Here is a 15,411-nt window from a genome sequence, read left to right as displayed (position 1 = left end):
AGCCCGCACGGGGTGCGTGCGCGCGCTTACTCGCCCGCCTCGCGGCGGCGCTCGCCGCGGTGACGGCCGCCCTCGCGGGGCTCGCGGGACTCGCCGTCCCGCTCGCCGCGGCTGGAATCGCGCTCGGCCTTCACCTTCTCGGTGATGTCCTCGCCGGTCTGCTGATCGACGACCTTCATGGACAGGCGGATCTTGCCGCGGTCGTCCTGACCGAGGAACTTCACCTTGACCTTGTCGCCCTCCTTGACGACGTCCTGCACCTTGGCGACCCGCTGGGCGGCGAGTTCCGAGATGTGGACGAGGCCGTCCTTGGCGCCGAAGAAGTTCACGAAGGCACCGAACTCCATGCACTTCACGATCGTGCCGTCGTAGATCACGCCGACCTCCGGCTCCGCCACGATCGAGCGGATCCAGTTGTAGGCCGCCTTGATCGCCTTGCCGTCGGCCGAGGCGATCTTGACGATGCCGGTATCCTCGATGTTGATCTTGGCGCCGGTCTTCTCGACGATCTCGCGGATCACCTTGCCGCCGGTGCCGATCACGTCGCGGATCTTGTCGGTCGGGATCTGCATCGTCTCGATGCGCGGCGCGTACTCGCCGAGCTCCGGACGGGCAGCGGTCAACGCCTTGGCCATCTCGGCCAGGATGTGGGCGCGCCCGTCCTTCGCCTGATCGAGGGCGACCCGCATGATCTCCTCGGTGATGCCGGCGATCTTGATGTCCATCTGGAGCGAGGTCACGCCCTCGTCCGTGCCGGCCACCTTGAAGTCCATGTCGCCGAGATGATCCTCGTCGCCGAGGATGTCGGACAGGACCGCGAAGCGCTCACCCTCGAGGATGAGGCCCATGGCGATGCCGGCCACGGGACGGCGCAGGGGCACGCCCGCATCCATCAGCGACAGCGAGCCGCCGCAGACCGAGGCCATCGAGGACGAGCCGTTCGACTCGGTGATCTCCGACACGACGCGGATCGTGTAGGGGAACTCGTGGGCCGGCGGCAGGACCGGGCGGATCGCCCGCCACGCCAGCTTGCCGTGGCCGATCTCGCGACGGCCGGGGGAGCCCATCCGGCCGGTCTCGCCGACGGAATAGGGAGGGAAGTTGTAGTGAAGCAGGAAGCGCTCCTTGTAGGTGCCTTCCAGCGAGTCGATGAACTGCTCGTCCTCACCGGTGCCGAGCGTGGCGACCACGAGGGCCTGGGTCTCGCCGCGGGTGAACAGCGACGAGCCGTGGGCGCGGGGCAGGACGCCGACTTCGGAGACGATCGGGCGGACCGTCTTCAGGTCACGGCCGTCTATGCGCGAGCCGGTGTCGAGCACGTTCCAGCGCACGACCTTCGACTGGGCTTCCTTGAAGGCGGCCTTGACCTTCTCGGCCGGGAACTTCTCGGCACCCTCGGGGCAGAGGGCGGCCATCACCTTCGCCTTCACGGCGTCGACGGCGGCGTAGCGCTCCTGCTTGACGGTCTTGGTGTAGGCGGCGCGCAGCTCCGTTTCGCAGATCTCCAGGACCGCCTTCTCGACGTCGGCGTTCTCGGGGGCTTTGAAGTCGCGCGGCTCCTTGGCGGCCTTCTCGGCCAGGCGGATGATCGCCTCGATCACCGGCTGGAAATGCTTGTGGCCGAACATCACGGCGCCGAGCATCACGTCCTCGGAGAGCTCCTTAGCCTCCGACTCGACCATCAGCACCGCGTCCTGCGTGCCGGCGACGACGAGATCGAGGCTGGATTCCTCCTTGGTCTCGGTGACCAGCGGGTTCAGCCGGTAGCCGCCGTTGATGTAGCCGACGCGGGCGCCGCCGATCGGGCCCATGAACGGGACGCCCGACAGGGTCAGGGCCGCGGAAGCCGCCACCATGGCGACGATGTCGGGATCGTTCTCGAGGTCGTGGGTCAGGACGGTGACGACGACCTGCGTGTCGTTGCGCCAGCCCTCGACGAAGAGCGGACGGATCGGGCGGTCGATCAGGCGGGAGACCAGGGTCTCCTTCTCGGAGGGACGGCCCTCGCGCTTGAAGTAGCCGCCGGGGATGCGGCCGGCCGCGTAGGCCCGCTCCTGGTAGTTCACGGTGAGCGGCATGAAGTCGATGCCGGGCTTGGGCTCCTTCGTGGCGACCACGGTGGCGAGCACCGAGGTCTCGCCGTAGGTGGCGACCACGGCGCCGTCGGCCTGACGGGCGACCTTGCCGGTCTCGAGGACGAGCTTGCGGTCGCCCCACATCAGCTCTTCGCGTTGAACGTCGAACATTCTTGATCTCTTCCTTGCCTGCGACGGGCCTGGCCCGGCGCCGCCCGGGGGCAAGACGGCGCGACACTTCCCGCTGAAGTGTCGTGCGATCCTGCCCCGATGCCGGCGCCTCGAAGCGGCCCGTTTGTCGGGAGGCCGGACCCATTCCGGCAGCCCGCGATGGTGAAACGCGGCCCCGGGCCGGGCCCGGAACCGCGCGAAACGCGCCTTAGCGGCGGATGCCGAGACGCTCGATGAGGGCGCGGTAGCGGGCCTCGTCCTTGCGCTTGACGTAGTCGAGCAGCGAGCGGCGCTGCGAGACCAGCTTCAGGAGGCCGCGGCGGGAATGGTTGTCCTTGCCGTGGGTCTTGAAGTGGCCGGTCAGGTTGGTGATCCGCTCGGTGAGGATCGCCACCTGGACCTCGGGGGACCCGGTGTCCTTGGCGTCCTTGCGGTGTTCCTTGATGAGCGCGGTCTTGCGCTCTGCCGTGATCGACATCGCATGCCTTTCGGGTTGTGCTGGTCGGATGCGGCGCCCCGTTCGGGCGCGCGCGGGCTCGGCGTTCGGCCGGTGCCGGGATGTCGTCCAGCACGGTCACAGCGCCAAGCGGCTCAAGCCCCGCCCGGTAACCCGGGTCGAGGCCGCGCGATCCATACACGAAATCGCCAATTATGCCAGCCCTGGGCGAAGCGGTCGCGACTGAACGGTTCTCGCGGCGACCCGCGTGCCGGCTCCGCCGGGCCGGGCCGGGTCGTGCCAAGCCGCGGCCCCCTGGCGCAGCACCCGTCCGGGAACGGGCATCGGGCTCGCGACGCCCCCGCGGCCCTGGCCCCGACAGGCGGAACGCTCGTGGAAACGGCCCCGATCCTGCGCAAGGACAGGGCGCGAAGCCGCCGCACCAAGGGGCCCCGGATTTTCCAAGGGAACGGTTAACGCGTGCATGGTAGCCGAGCCGGAGCACGAAACGCGGCCCGGCGATGAACGGCACCCTCTCGGATGCGTGCGGCGTCGTGGTGGCGACGCTGCTCGGCATCCCCCTCGTCCTCCTGCCGGGCTACGCCCTGGGCAGGCTGACCGGCATCCTCGGCTTCCGTGCGCTCGCGGCCGGCGACCGCCTGCTGTGCGGGGCGCTCCTCGGGATCGGGCTCCTGCCCGCCCTCGACAGCCTGGTGATCCAGGCAGCGGGCGTCCCGGCTGCGGCACTGGCGAATGGCGTGTTGGGACTCGCCGCGCTGCTTCCGGCCCTGCGAAGCCTGCGGACGTCCCTCAACCGGGCGGTCCTGGCGCTCGCCGCACTCTGGCTCGGCGTCGTGGCCTATGCGCTGATCGACATCGACACCGGCACCGCCCTCTATCAGCCCGTGACGGTCATCGACCTCGTCAAGCACGCGGCCCTCACACGGGCGATCGTCGCGCATGGGCTTCCGCCCGTGGATCCCTTCTTCGCCCGGCCCGATCGGGCGGGCTACTACTATGAGTTCTATACGCTGACCGCGCTGGTCGACGGGGTCGGAGGGCGCCTCGTCGACGGGCGCACCGCCTTCGCGGGGCTGGCCTTCTGGACCGGTCTCGCGCTCCTCGGCCTGCTGGACCGGCTCCTGGCCGCGACCGGCCTCCTGGGAGACGCCGCGCCCCGGCTCGTCCGCCGCGCGGTGCTGTTGTTGCTGCCGGCGGGCGGCCTCGACATCCTGCTGGTCCTCGCCGATCGGGCCGCGTCCGGGACCTGGCTACCGGTTCCGGAATGGGTGAACGAGCAGGTCCTCAACTGGCCCGCCTCCCTGGTCTGGGTGCCGCACCACGTGGCCGGCGCCCTGGCCGGATGGCTCGGCCTCCTGGCGCTGGCCGAGGTGGCCGACCGCACGCAGCCGAGTCGGCATACGGAAGCCGTGGCGATCGGTGTCGCGGGCCTGGCCTTCGCGGCCTGCGCGGGCCTGTCGGTCTGGGTCTGTCTCGGCACGGCGACCGCCGCGGGGATCTGGCTGGTGCTGCTGGGCCTGGAGCGCCGCGGGCGCGCCGCGGCCCGGCTGGCGGTCGCCGGCCTGCTCAGCGCCGCGCTGGCCGCACCCTGCCTGCTGAGCATCCTGGCCAACCGGACCGATGGTGGCTCGCCGATCCGACTCGCGATCCGGCGATTCGGGCCCCTCGACGGACTCGTCGACGAGCCCGCCCTGAGCGCGCTCCGGATCGTCCTGCTGCCGCTGAACTACTACGTGGCGCTGGGCGTCTTCGCCGCCGGGACGCTGCTGTTCTGGCGGCTCGTCCCGCGCCGTGAAGCGCATGCGCGGGAGGCGGGACGGTTGCTCACCCTCTGCGCAGCGGCCAGCCTGCTCCTCGGCGGCTTCCTCCGCTCGGCGATCCTCAACAACGACCTCGGCGCCCGCGTGGTCCTGCTGGCGCAGGTCGCGGCCCTCGTCTGGACCGTCGTGGCCCTGAGCCGCCTGGTCGAGGCGCGGCGACTCCGGTTCCCCGGCCTGCTCGCCACGCTGTTGATCCTCGGATACGCGACGACCCTCTACGGCTTCGTCGGGATGCGCGCCTATTCCGCCTCCGACCGGCCCGCCTTCGCCCGCTTGGCCGGCCGTCCCGACATCGACCGGGCGCTGCGTGCGGCCTATGCCTGGGCCGGCCTGCACCTGCCCCGGGATCTGGTGCTGCAGCAATCGCCCGTGCCGCGGCGGGTGTTCGATTTCGGCCTCTACGGGCTCCAGCCGACGGGAGTGGCCGACGCAGAGGCGCGGCTGTTCGGCGCCCCGCCCGAGGCCGTGGCGTCCCGGCTCGCCGATGTCGCGCCGATCTTCCGCGACCGCCTGGACGGTCGCGAGGTGCGCAGCCGGGCCGAAACGGCCGGGATCGGCGCCCTGGTCGTCACCGCGCAGGATGCCCCCTGGAGCAGCCCGGATTCCTGGGTCTGGCGGCACCAAGCGGTCTATGCCGATCCACTCGTCCGGATCCTGCGGGTCGAGGATCTTCATGACTGACGCCGGCTCCAGCCCCCCCGCAGGCCGGCGCGCCGGACAGGTCGTGCGCTGGCTCTGCGCCCAGGCGCTGCTTCAGGCCGGCGCCGTCGCCCTCGGCCTCGGCTGCTTCGTGCTGCTGTTCCAGACGGATCTCTGGTCCGGCGTGACCATCCTGTTCTACCGCGGCCTGATCCTGCTGGGCGTGGCCTTCCTGCTGACCCTGGCGGCGACGGCGGCGCTGGCCGGCCTCGGCCGGGCCTGGGGGCTGCGCCGCCGGGACGCCCTCGGCGCCTGCGTCCTGTCGCTGGCCCTCAACCTGAGCGCCTTCGTGATCCTGCCGGTGACGGTCGACCGCTCGATCAGCGTGTTCCTGCTCGGCCAGATGGCAGCCCATCCCGAGGAGCGCTTCACCCCGGAGCGGGCGCGGACGGTGTTCGAGACGGTCTATCTCGGCGCCTTCCGGCAGATGGAGCGGCGCCTGTCCGAGCAGCAGGCCTCGGGCAACGTCGCGCAGACGGCCGACGGCTACGTCATCACCCCCCAGGGCCGCGCCTTCATCCGCTTCTGCGGCCTCGTGGCCCGGGCATTCCGGACCGACACCCGGATGATCGACGCCGCAGCGTCCGCCCCGTCTGCCGCCCGCGATCCGGGAGCGCCCGACGGGTCCGCGGGCGTGGTGCCGCGATAGGCTGGTCCGCCAACGACAGGACTTGGACCGGACCGGATTTGGTCACGCCTCCGGGGAGGCCGGCATCCCGGCATGGACTGTGCCAGATGACCATCCGGGCGAGGGAGAAGGGACGCGATGGCGGATCCCGCGATGACCAAGAATGAGCGTGCGGATGCCGGGGAGGGGCGTGAGCTCGCCCGGAGCCTCACCGCTCCGGGCCTCGTCGCCATCGGCCTCGGCGCCACGATCGGCGCCGGCATCTTCGTGCTGACCGGAACGGCGGCGGCGCAGTATGCGGGTCCCGCGCTCAGCCTCTCCTTCGTGATCGGCGGCATCGCCTGCGGCTTGGTCGGCCTGTGCTACGCCGAATTGGCCGCCATGATCCCGGAGGCGGGATCCACCTACACCTATACCCGCGCCAGCCTCGGCCGCCTCCCCGCCTGGATCATCGGCTGGGACCTCGTCCTCGAATTCGCCGTGGCGGCGGCGACCGTGGCGGTCGGCTGGTCCGGCTACGCGCAATCGCTCGCGGCGGAGTTCGGTCTGCATCTGCCGCCGGCTTTGGCCAGGGCGCCCGGCGATGGCGGGCTCGTCAACCTGCCGGCCGTCGGCATCGTGCTGCTGCTCAGCGCGCTCCTGATGCGCGCGACGAAGCAAGCTTCCCTGGTCAACGGGCTGCTGGTCGCCTGCAAGGTCGCGATCATCCTGGCCTTCGTGGGCGTCGGCGCGGCCCATCTCCGGCCCGAACTCTGGCACCCCTTCGTGCCCGAGAATACCGGCGCCTTCGGCGCCTATGGCTGGAGCGGCGTGTTCCGCGGCGCCGCGGTGGTGTTCTTCGCCTTCGTGGGCTTCGAGACCGTGGCGACGGCCGCGGGCGAGTGCCGGGCGCCGCAGCGCGACGCGCCGGTCGGCCTGATCGGATCGCTCCTGATCACCACGATCCTGTACGTGGCCATGGCGGCCGTCCTCACCGGCCTCGTGCCCTATCGCGATCTGAACGTTGCCGACCCGGTGGCCAAGGCGGTGGACGTGATCGGCCTGTCGGGGTTCTCGACCGTGATCAAGGTCGGCGCCCTGATCGGCCTGACGACCTCGGCGCTGACCGCCCTCTACGGACAGAGCCGGATCTTCTTCGCCATCGCCCGGGACGGACTCCTCCCGGAGATCTTCTGCCGGGTCCATCCGGTCACGCGGGTGCCCGTGGCGAGCCAGCTCGTCATCGGCGTGTTCACCGCTGGTGTCGCGGGGCTCGTGCCCATCGACGTGCTCGGCGAGATCGTCAGCATCGGCACGCTCCTGGCCTTCTGCCTCGTCTGCGCCACGGTGCTGATCCTGCGCCGCACCGCCCCGGACCGGGCGCGTCCGTTCCGCGTGCCGGCGGTGACGCTCACGGCGGGGCTCGGGATCCTGTCCTGCGTGACGCTGATGGCCGCCCTTCCGGCCGACACCTGGATCCGCCTCGCGATCTGGCTTGCGATCGGCCTCGCGATCTACGCCGGCTACGGCCGGCGGCACGCCGGGTTCAGCCGATCAGGTTGATCGTGGCCTGCGTGAGCGTTTTGATCGACGACGAGGCGTTGAGGCTGAGCTCGTAGTTCCGGATCACCCGCTGCAGGTCGGCCGATTCCACCGCGATGTTCACGTTCGGCAGGCGGACATAGCCCTGGAGGTCGGCACCGGGATTGGTCGGGTCGTAGCGGCTACGGAAGCCGGTGGTGTCGCGGACGATCCGGCCGACCGGGTCTCCGGGGGCGTCGGCGACCACGGGGGCGAACACCGCGATCTTGCGCGCATAGGGGGCGCCGCCGGGGGTGGTCGGGACCGAATCGGCGTTGGCGAGGTTCTCGGAGATCGCGCGGATCCGCCCGCTCTGCACCTGCCGGCCGGCGGCCAGCGCGCTGGAGGCCGAGTGGAGGGCGCTGGAATCCGGCATGCGCGGGCCCTGTCGACGGCGAGGATCTGACCGAAACCTTGCCGAACAGCCTTAACCCGCGGTTAAGACGCCCGGGCGGAGAGGCTCAGCGCCTCGCGGAGATCCTGCCCATCCGTCAGACGCAGCCCGCGGCGGCGCAGGGAGGCCAGCATCGCGCGGTCCGGGAATGGGCAGTAGGGCAGCACCGGCTCGGTCCGCCCCTCGGGCAGGCTACCGGTCCGGTCGATCGTGTCGAGCAGCCCGTCCAGCATTCCGCGCCCGTGGGCATGCAGCGCCACGGCGGCCCGGGTGGCGGTGGTGCCGGCAGGCAGCGGCACGGCTTCCTGGGCGAGGATCGCCCCGGTATCGATCGCGGCCGCCAGCCGGTGCAGGGTCATGCCGAAGCTGCCGGGGCCCTCGGCGAGGGCGTGGATCGTCGGCACCGGACCGCGGTGGCGCGGCAGCAGGCCGGGATGTCCGTTGATGCCGCCGAGCCGCGCCAGCCCGATCGTCTCGGGCTTAAGGATCTGGTCGAAATGGTAGGTGAGGATCAGGTCCGGCGCCGTGTCCCGCAGGGTCCGCGCGACCTCGGGACCGTTGACGTCGTCGACCGTCACGGTCGGGATGTCCATGCGGCGGCACAGGGTCTTGAGCGGTGTCGCCTCCGGCGCGTCGCCGCTTCCGGACGCCGCCTGGGTCAGGGGCGCCAGAGGGCGCAGCAGGTCCGGCAGGCCGAAATTGACCGCCAGATACGGCAGGATCCCAGTGCCCGAGCGCGCGAGGTGTCGCCGGATCTGGCCCGTGAGGCCGCCGCTCGAGGGCCGCTCGGCATTGGAGAGGCCCACGAACGCGATGTCGGCCCGGTAATCGGCGACCAGCCGGCGCACCACGCGGGCGTTCGGCAGCGCCTCCAGGACGAACAGCGCGATCCGGGGCCGCGCCATCAGCGCCGCTTCCGGCGCTGGAATCGGAAGGCGTAGAGGCCGGCCTTGCGGACGTTCTCCGGCAGGAGCAGCACGGTGCGGGCGAGCGCCGTGAGGATGAAGGGGAAGGCGATCACGTCGCGGTTGGCCGCGATGCCCTTGGCGATGCGCACGGCGGCCGCCTCGGCACTGATCTCGAGGGGGCGCCAGCCCTTCAACTCGCCGCCCATCGGCGTCTTCACGTAGCCGGGCGTGACGACGTTGACCTTCACGCCCCGGGGCGCGACCTTCTGGCGCAGGGCGAGGCCGTGGGCGACGAGCGCCGCCTTGGCGCCGCTATAGGCCGGCGCGTCCTGAAGCGGCGCGTAGGCCGCCAGCGACGACAGCAGCACGATCTGACCGCGCCCGCGCTCCAGCATCCGCGTCAAAGCGGGCAGCATCACGTTGAGCGAGCCGGTGTAGTTGATGTCCGCGGTCTCGAAGGCGACGTCCTCGGCCTCCACCTGCCCCTCTTGATTGCCGCCGTTCACCGCCGCATTGGCGATGACGAGGTCGAGGGGCGCCTCCGTGTCCGACTGCCGCACGAGCGCCACCGTGGCGGCCCGGTCGCGGGTGTCGAGGCGGGCGGTCTCGGCGGTGGCGCCGCTGGCACGGCAGTCGCGGGCGACCGCCTCCAGGCGTTCGGCGTTGCGTCCGACGAGGACGAGGCTCACGCCGGGTTGCGCGTAGTGGCGCGCCAGCGCGGCGCCGATGCCGCTCGACGCGCCGGTGATCAGAATGCGGGGCATGGGGCGGGTTACGCCGCCGCGCATGGAAAGATCAAGGTCGCGAAAGACTCACCGGCGGCGAAAGCCGCATCAAAGGCCGCCGAATGACGACGGGTCGGCGGCCGGCCGGTCAGTAGACCGGCGCGAGTTCGCCGTCCCGCTCGGCCGCCTCGACGACCGCCCGCGCCGCCGCCAGCATCGAATCGGGCAGGGCCGATTCCATCCGCGGAACCGAGCCGGCCACGGCCCGGTCGATCGCTTCCTTGGAAAAGAAGCCGCCATTGACCTGGGTCCGGTGCAGGACGACGCGGCGGAAATCCGCCATCAGGTCCATTTCCGGCGGCGTCGGGCTCTTCCAAAAGCTGTCGAGATCGCCCTGATGGGTCAGGCCGGCCATGTTGTAGATCGCGGTGCCGACCGCGTGGGTCGGACAGCCCATCTCTAGGGACAGCATCCCCACCGTCGAATTGACGATGACCACGCCGCGGGCGCTCTTGATCAGGGCCGGGAGGTCGCCGCCGTCGATGAAGTCCAGCCGATCGCTGACGCCGTGGCGGCGGGCCGAAGCGCGGGCGAACTTGCGCCAGTTGATCAGGCCGCTGTCGAGCGGGTGCAGCTTCACCAGGAGCCGGGTCGGCGCCGAGGAGCCGTCCGCGAAAGACTTGATCACCCGGTCCATGAAGCCCTCGACGCCGAGGAACGGCGAGTGGACCCGGATCTGGTAGTCGCTGTCGAGCTGGAGCGGCAGCAGGAAGTAGTCGCAGCCGACCGCGCGGTAAATCTCGTCGCAGCGCGCCGCCTCGCGGCGGGTATGGGCGCGGCGGGCGAACTTCTTGACCCAGCCGGCATACTCGGCGGCGATATGGGTCGGCCGATGGCTGCGGAAATGCGGGAAGAGGTAGGGGAACAGGACGTTGGCGAGGTTGTAACCGACGTCCCAGACGCTGCGGCGGGCCATGTCGCCGGTCGAGGGCATCGCCCGGCCGGGCTGCGGCAGGCGCCGCGCCAGAGCCCGGATCTCGGCGGCCGTCCGGGGGAGGGACGAGAAGCCGTTCACGCCGCCGAGTTCGCAGGTGATCCAGTTCGGCCGGATATAGCCTTCCTCGAACACATGCACCCGCAGGCCGCGATACTCGGCGATCATGCGGGCGGCCTTGTGGAACGGCCGGCAATCGCCGAACAGAACGATGTCGGTCACGGTTTCGCGGTCGAGATAGGCCTCGAGATACTCGCCCCAGGCCTCGCGGCGACCCCGGTAATTGTCGGCGTCGCCGCTCCAGAACAGCCAGTCGCCGGGGCAGAGATTGATGCGCCGGACAGTGTGTCCCCGTGCGCGCAGCGCCTTTCCGAGGTCGGAGAAGAACGGCGTCGCGATGCCCTGCAGGAAGAGGAAGGTCGCGGGGCGGTCGCGAGGGACGTCGAGGGCGGGCTGTTGCATTCCGCGGCGCTTCTGTCCTTGACCCAGGGCCGGATGAACCGAACCGACGAGAGACTCTTGAGGTGGCACGGCGCCCGGCGGGCCCGCAATCCGAAGCCATGCCGCGGCATGGCATTTCCGCGCCTGCGTGGCCCGTCTGCAACGGTCGCACGCCTGCGGCTCAGCCTTCGGATTAGGCGGGCAATCGCGGCGACGATATGTCCAAATCCTTTCCAGGACGTGGCGACGGCGACGCGCGCTCAGGTTGTCCCCGCCTTGCACCACATCCCAGGCCGACGAAAATGCGCTACAGGCGGGCCCAGCACCTCACCCGACCGGAGCCGGACGCACCGACCATGCCCCCTGACCCGACCTCGTCGCTCTATGCGACCGGCCGCACGATCCGCCGCCTGCGGGCGGAAATCGAGGCCGCGACGGGCCTCGCCTTCGGGGCGGCGCGTCCGGGCGCGATCGGCGCGGTCTGGGGCGCGGGAAGCTTGGCCGCGCGGATTCTGGCGCTGACGGGCCGGCGCCGCCTCGTGGTCGCCCCCGGGCCGCTCCTGAGCCCGTACGACTCGCCGGAGACCGGCTTCGCATCCCTGCGGATCAGCCTCGACGGGGCGCCGGTCGGCGGGGAGGGGGGCGTCCACTACTTCGACCCCTGGACCCGGCTGCCGATCGACCGCGCGACTTGCGCCGAGCGGGTGGCATGGCTCGCCGCGCGCTTCGCCGAGAACGACCGGCGGGTGGTCTATGTCGGGATGTCCCGCTGGAAGCGGCCCGCCTTGGACGTCCTCGGCGCCGGGCCCGCCGGCCGGCCGATCCACACCATGACCACCGAGGCCGCGATCGCGGCGGGGCGGCGCCATGACGGCCGCCTCCTCGCCTGGGCGACGCGGGCCCCGGGCCAGCTCGAGGAGGCCTGCGCGCGGGCCGGCCTGCCCCTCGCCCGGGTGGAGGACGGGTTCCTGCGCTCGGTGGGCCTCGGCGCCAGCCTTCAGCCCGGCGCCTCCGTGGTGGTGGACGACCTCGGCATCTACTACGACCCGCGCCGGGAGAGCCGCCTGCAGCGCCTGCTGGCCGAGGCCGACTTCACCCCGGACCTCGTCGCCCGGGCGCGGCGCCTGCGCGAGGAGGTCGTGGCGCGCCGGCTCAGCAAGTACAATGTCGGCCTCGACGCCGCGGCCCTCGACTGGCCCGTCGGACGGCGGATCGTGCTGGTGCCGGGGCAGGTGGAAGACGACGCCTCGGTGCGTCACGGTTCGCCGCTGGTCCGCTCGAACCGGGCCTTGCTGGAGGCGGCGCGGCGGCGGAATCCGGACGCGTTCTTGCTCTACAAGCCGCATCCCGACGTGGAGGCCGGGTTCCGTCCCGGCATCATCCCGGAAGCGGAGGCCCTGACCCTGGCCGACCGGATCGTCGCGGGCATCAGCATCGTCGACCTCCTCGACCGGGTGCATCACGTCGAGACCATGACGTCATTGGCCGGATTCGAGGCCCTGATCCGCGGACTCAGCGTGGCGACGCACGGCCGGCCGTTCTACTCGGGCTGGGGCCTGTCGGAGGATCTCGCGCCGGGCGCCGATCGCGGACGCCAGCTGAGCCTCGACGAGTTGGTGGCGGGCGCCATGATCCTCTATTCGCGCTACCTCGACCCCGTGGCGATGAAGCCGTGCAGCCCGGAGCAGCTCCTCGACCGCTTGAGCGCGGCCCGGGCGGCGGCGCCGCGCAACGCCCTCTCCCTCGGCCGGACGGCCCATTTGGTGATGCGCGCGCGCTACGGCCTCCTCAATCCCGTGGTCCGGGCCCTGCGCCTCCGGCGCGGCGTCGGCCGCGAGGCCGGAGGCGGCCCGCGCTAGACCGGGGCCGTCGCGCGGAATCCGGTTTCACGAGACTCTGATGTGACACCAAAGCGATAGCGCGCGCTGCTAGAGTCAGACCTCAGCAGCCCGCCCCGGGGCCGGTCCCGATCATTCCGGATCAGGAACGGCTCGCAACTCCTTGCTCCCGCGCGCTGTTTCCCGCCGGACCGGATTCCGGTGGAGAGCAGGCCCGCCCCACGCCGAGTGTCCGAGTCTTGACGACGTTCCTCATCGCCACCGGTCTCGCGCTCGCCGTCTGCCTCGCCCTGGAGGTTTTGGCGGGCGACTCGCTCAGCCGGGCGAGCCTCGCGCCGCGGGATCTCGGCCTGCGGCTGCTCGGCTACCTGCTGATCCTGCTGTTCTGGTTCGCATTCTCCTGGCGCCCCTGGCTCGCCGGGCTGACCTGCGTGATCACGGTGGCGATCCTCATCGTCGTCAGCCGCGCCAAGCGCTCGGTGATCGGCGAGCCGCTGCTGTTCAGCGATTTCGCCCTGCTGCCCCAGGTGCCGCGGCATCCGCAGCTCTACTACATCCCGCCCCTGTGGGATCCGCGCATCGCGGGTCCGGTCCTGCTCACCCTGGCGGTGACCGTGTTCTGGTACCGGACCGAGCCGAGCGTGCTGCCCGCCGCCACGCTGCCGCGCGTCCTGGCCCTGCTCGGCCTGCCGCTCGCGCTCTGGCTGCTGGTCAAGGCCGCGCCGCGCCCGCCGCTCGCAGGGCTGATCGCCCGGTGGTTCCCCCAGCCCGACCTGGAGTCGGACGTGACCCGGGTCGGCCTGCCGGCGAGCCTTCTGGGCTACACCGCCCGGGCGATGGCGGGCGGTGAGCCCGTGCCCGAGGCGCCGGCGCTGCCGCACGGGCCGGGCGACGACGTCGTGGTGGTGATCCAGCTGGAATCCTTCGTCGATCCGGAGCGGCTGGGCGGCACGAAGCTGCCGGTGATGGACCTGTTCCGCACCCGGGCCGCCCAGTACGGGCGCCTTCGGGTCCCGGCGCACGGTGCCTACACGATGCGCAGCGAGCACGCGGTGCTCACCGGCCGGCCCTCCGACAGCCTCGGCTTCGGCCGGTACGACCCCTACACGTCCCGGAGCGGGGACGAGCCGACGAGCCTCGCCAGGCTCGCCCGCGGACGGGGCTACGGCACGTTGTTCCTGCACCCGTTCCACAGGGACTTCTTCCGCCGGGCACGGGTGATGGAGGCCTTCGGCTTCGCCGACCTCGTGATGGGCGAAGCCTTCACGGACACGCCGCGAGTCGGCCCCTATGTCGGAGACATCGCCCTCGGCGACCGCCTCCTCGCGGAGGTCCGGGCCCGGCAGACGCCGCTGTTCCTGTTCTGCGTGACCATGGAGAACCACGGCCCCTGGAAGCCGGGGCGGCTGCCGGGCATCGACGACCCGCAGGCCCAGTATCTCCACCACGTCGCCAATACCGGACAGATGGTGGAGGACATCGTGGCGGGCCTCGACGTCATCGCCCGCGAGCGCCACCAGACCATCACGCTCTGCGTGTTTGGTGACCACGCACCGTCGCTGCCGAGTTGCAAGCCGGGCTTTGGAGGCCGGACCACCGACTACGCCCTGTTCCGCTTCGGCCAACCGCAGGGCGCTCCGGCTCAGATCGACATCGCCGCTGACGAGCTCGGGCGGGCGCTGCGGGGGATTCTCGCGAGCGCACCGGCGGACATGGCTGCCGGGACATGATAAGGTTAAGCTTGCGCGCCATAAGCGTGGCTGTGCCACGCTGGTGACGCATTGCCCACGGATAGCGCGACCGTCCGCGAGGCGGCCGCCGGTTCGGCGCGGCCGTTAAAGCGATCGCAGCGTTTGGCGGTCAAACTGGATGTCCCGGCCCGGGCCAGCGATGGCGCGGGGTCGGCGAGGAGAAGTCTCTGTGATGCTGCGTAAGACGGCGCGCACCGCCCTGATGGCCGCTCTGGCGGCGGGATCTGCAGGGGGTTGCACCTACCTGCCTGCGGCGGGTCCGACGGCGGGCGCGATCCAGGCGGGGGCGGAGGTGGCCACCGCCGACGGCGGCCTGATCGCCCGCTACGAGATCATCGACGTCACGCCCTCGGTGGTCGAAGCCCTGCGCGGCCGGCCGCTGGACAGCCTGCTCGCCTCCTTCGGCGACCACCGTCCCTCCTCGGAGCCGGTGATCGGCGTCGGCGACATGGTCTCGGTCTCGATCTGGGAAGCCGGGTCGGGCGGCCTGTTCTCCGGGCCGCTGGTGGCCGACCGCTTCTCGGCGGGCTCCAAGTCCGCCCTCATCCCCGAGCAGCCCGTCGGGCGCGACGGCGCTATCTCGGTGCCCTATGCCGGCCGCATCAAGGTCGCCGGCCGCCGCACCCAGGACGTCCAGGCGCTCATCGAGAACGAGCTCGCCGGCAAGGCCATCCAGCCGCAGGTGCTGGTCTCGGTCACCCGGCCGATCAGCCAGGCGGTGACCGTCACCGGCGAGGGCGCCGCCGGCGCCCGCCTGCCGCTCTCGGGCCACGGCGACCGCATCCTCGACGTCATCGCCGCCGCCGGCGGCAACCGCGCGCCGGTCAACGAGACCTTCGTGCGGCTCTCGCGCGGCCCGGTGACCGCGACCGTGCCGCTGACCACGGTGGTGTCGAACCCCAAGGAGAACATCTACCTGCGGCCCAACGACGTGCTCACCCTGGTGCGCG

At 71.4% G+C, this 15,411-nt stretch carries 12 protein-coding genes; 6 read left to right on the top strand and 6 right to left on the bottom strand.

The window, feature by feature from the left end:
* Window positions 1-26: 26 nt before the first annotated feature.
* Together pnp and rpsO are read right to left on the bottom strand one after the other, a co-directional pair.
* A complete protein-coding gene (pnp, locus tag BM396_RS11595) occupies window positions 27-2,246 on the bottom strand; it encodes a polyribonucleotide nucleotidyltransferase (RefSeq protein WP_043388877.1) in 2,220 nt (739 codons plus the stop codon).
* A 208-nt stretch (window positions 2,247-2,454) separates the two neighbouring features.
* Window positions 2,455-2,724, bottom strand: coding sequence for a 30S ribosomal protein S15 (gene rpsO, locus BM396_RS11590; RefSeq protein ID WP_012317943.1), 270 nt, complete (start codon window positions 2,722-2,724; stop codon window positions 2,455-2,457).
* A gap of 479 nt (window positions 2,725-3,203) precedes the next feature.
* Between rpsO and BM396_RS11585 the strand changes: the two genes are divergently transcribed.
* The 3 genes from BM396_RS11585 (at window position 3,204) to BM396_RS11575 (ending at window position 7,392) form a co-directional block, all read left to right on the top strand.
* Complete coding sequence (locus BM396_RS11585; RefSeq protein WP_043388880.1) at window positions 3,204-5,204, top strand: hypothetical protein; 2,001 nt, start codon at window positions 3,204-3,206, stop codon at window positions 5,202-5,204.
* Entirely contained in the window at window positions 5,197-5,871 is a 675-nt protein-coding gene (locus tag BM396_RS11580; protein WP_051976354.1) for a hypothetical protein, read from the top strand. Before BM396_RS11585 ends, BM396_RS11580 begins: the two co-directional genes overlap by 8 nt.
* A gap of 117 nt (window positions 5,872-5,988) precedes the next feature.
* The gene (locus BM396_RS11575; protein WP_043388884.1) at window positions 5,989-7,392 is read left to right on the top strand and encodes an amino acid permease; all 1,404 of its coding nucleotides are present in this window, start codon (window positions 5,989-5,991) and stop codon (window positions 7,390-7,392) included.
* Here BM396_RS11575 and BM396_RS11570 read toward each other — a convergent pair.
* From BM396_RS11570 to BM396_RS11555, 4 genes are all read right to left on the bottom strand, one after another.
* Window positions 7,376-7,786 carry a flagellar basal body rod protein FlgC gene (locus BM396_RS11570; protein ID WP_043348870.1) on the bottom strand — a complete coding sequence of 137 codons (411 nt, stop codon included), beginning with the start codon at window positions 7,784-7,786 and terminating at the stop codon, window positions 7,376-7,378. The two genes, BM396_RS11575 and BM396_RS11570, sit on opposite strands and share 17 nt — an antisense overlap.
* A gap of 62 nt (window positions 7,787-7,848) precedes the next feature.
* Window positions 7,849-8,709, bottom strand: a complete 861-nt coding sequence (locus BM396_RS11565; RefSeq protein ID WP_043388887.1) for a formyl transferase — start codon at window positions 8,707-8,709, stop codon at window positions 7,849-7,851.
* Window positions 8,709-9,476, bottom strand: a complete 768-nt coding sequence (locus BM396_RS11560; protein ID WP_043348866.1) for an SDR family NAD(P)-dependent oxidoreductase — start codon at window positions 9,474-9,476, stop codon at window positions 8,709-8,711. The genes BM396_RS11565 and BM396_RS11560 overlap by 1 nt, the downstream gene beginning before the upstream one ends.
* Window positions 9,477-9,585: 109 nt before the next feature.
* Window positions 9,586-10,893 (bottom strand): capsule biosynthesis protein, encoded by a 1,308-nt coding sequence (locus BM396_RS11555; protein ID WP_043348864.1) that lies wholly within the window; start codon window positions 10,891-10,893, stop codon window positions 9,586-9,588.
* A 335-nt stretch (window positions 10,894-11,228) separates the two neighbouring features.
* Here BM396_RS11555 and BM396_RS11550 point away from each other — a divergent pair, with 335 nt between their 5' ends.
* The 3 genes from BM396_RS11550 to BM396_RS11540 all read left to right on the top strand — a co-directional run.
* On the top strand, window positions 11,229-12,731 hold the full coding sequence (locus BM396_RS11550; protein WP_043388917.1) for a capsular polysaccharide export protein, LipB/KpsS family: 1,503 nt from the start codon (window positions 11,229-11,231) through the stop codon (window positions 12,729-12,731).
* A 218-nt stretch (window positions 12,732-12,949) separates the two neighbouring features.
* Window positions 12,950-14,440 (top strand): LTA synthase family protein, encoded by a 1,491-nt coding sequence (locus BM396_RS11545; RefSeq protein ID WP_043388890.1) that lies wholly within the window; start codon window positions 12,950-12,952, stop codon window positions 14,438-14,440.
* Window positions 14,441-14,633: 193 nt separating this feature from the next.
* On the top strand, window positions 14,634-15,411 hold a 778-nt coding region (locus tag BM396_RS11540), incomplete at its 3' end, for a polysaccharide biosynthesis/export family protein (RefSeq protein ID WP_091994811.1).

Source organism: Methylobacterium sp. UNCCL125, from assembly GCF_900116795.1.
GTDB lineage: Bacteria > Pseudomonadota > Alphaproteobacteria > Rhizobiales > Beijerinckiaceae > Methylobacterium > Methylobacterium fujisawaense.
Note: the sequence above shows the minus strand (reverse complement) of the source record. Positions and strands in the feature narration are given on the sequence as shown.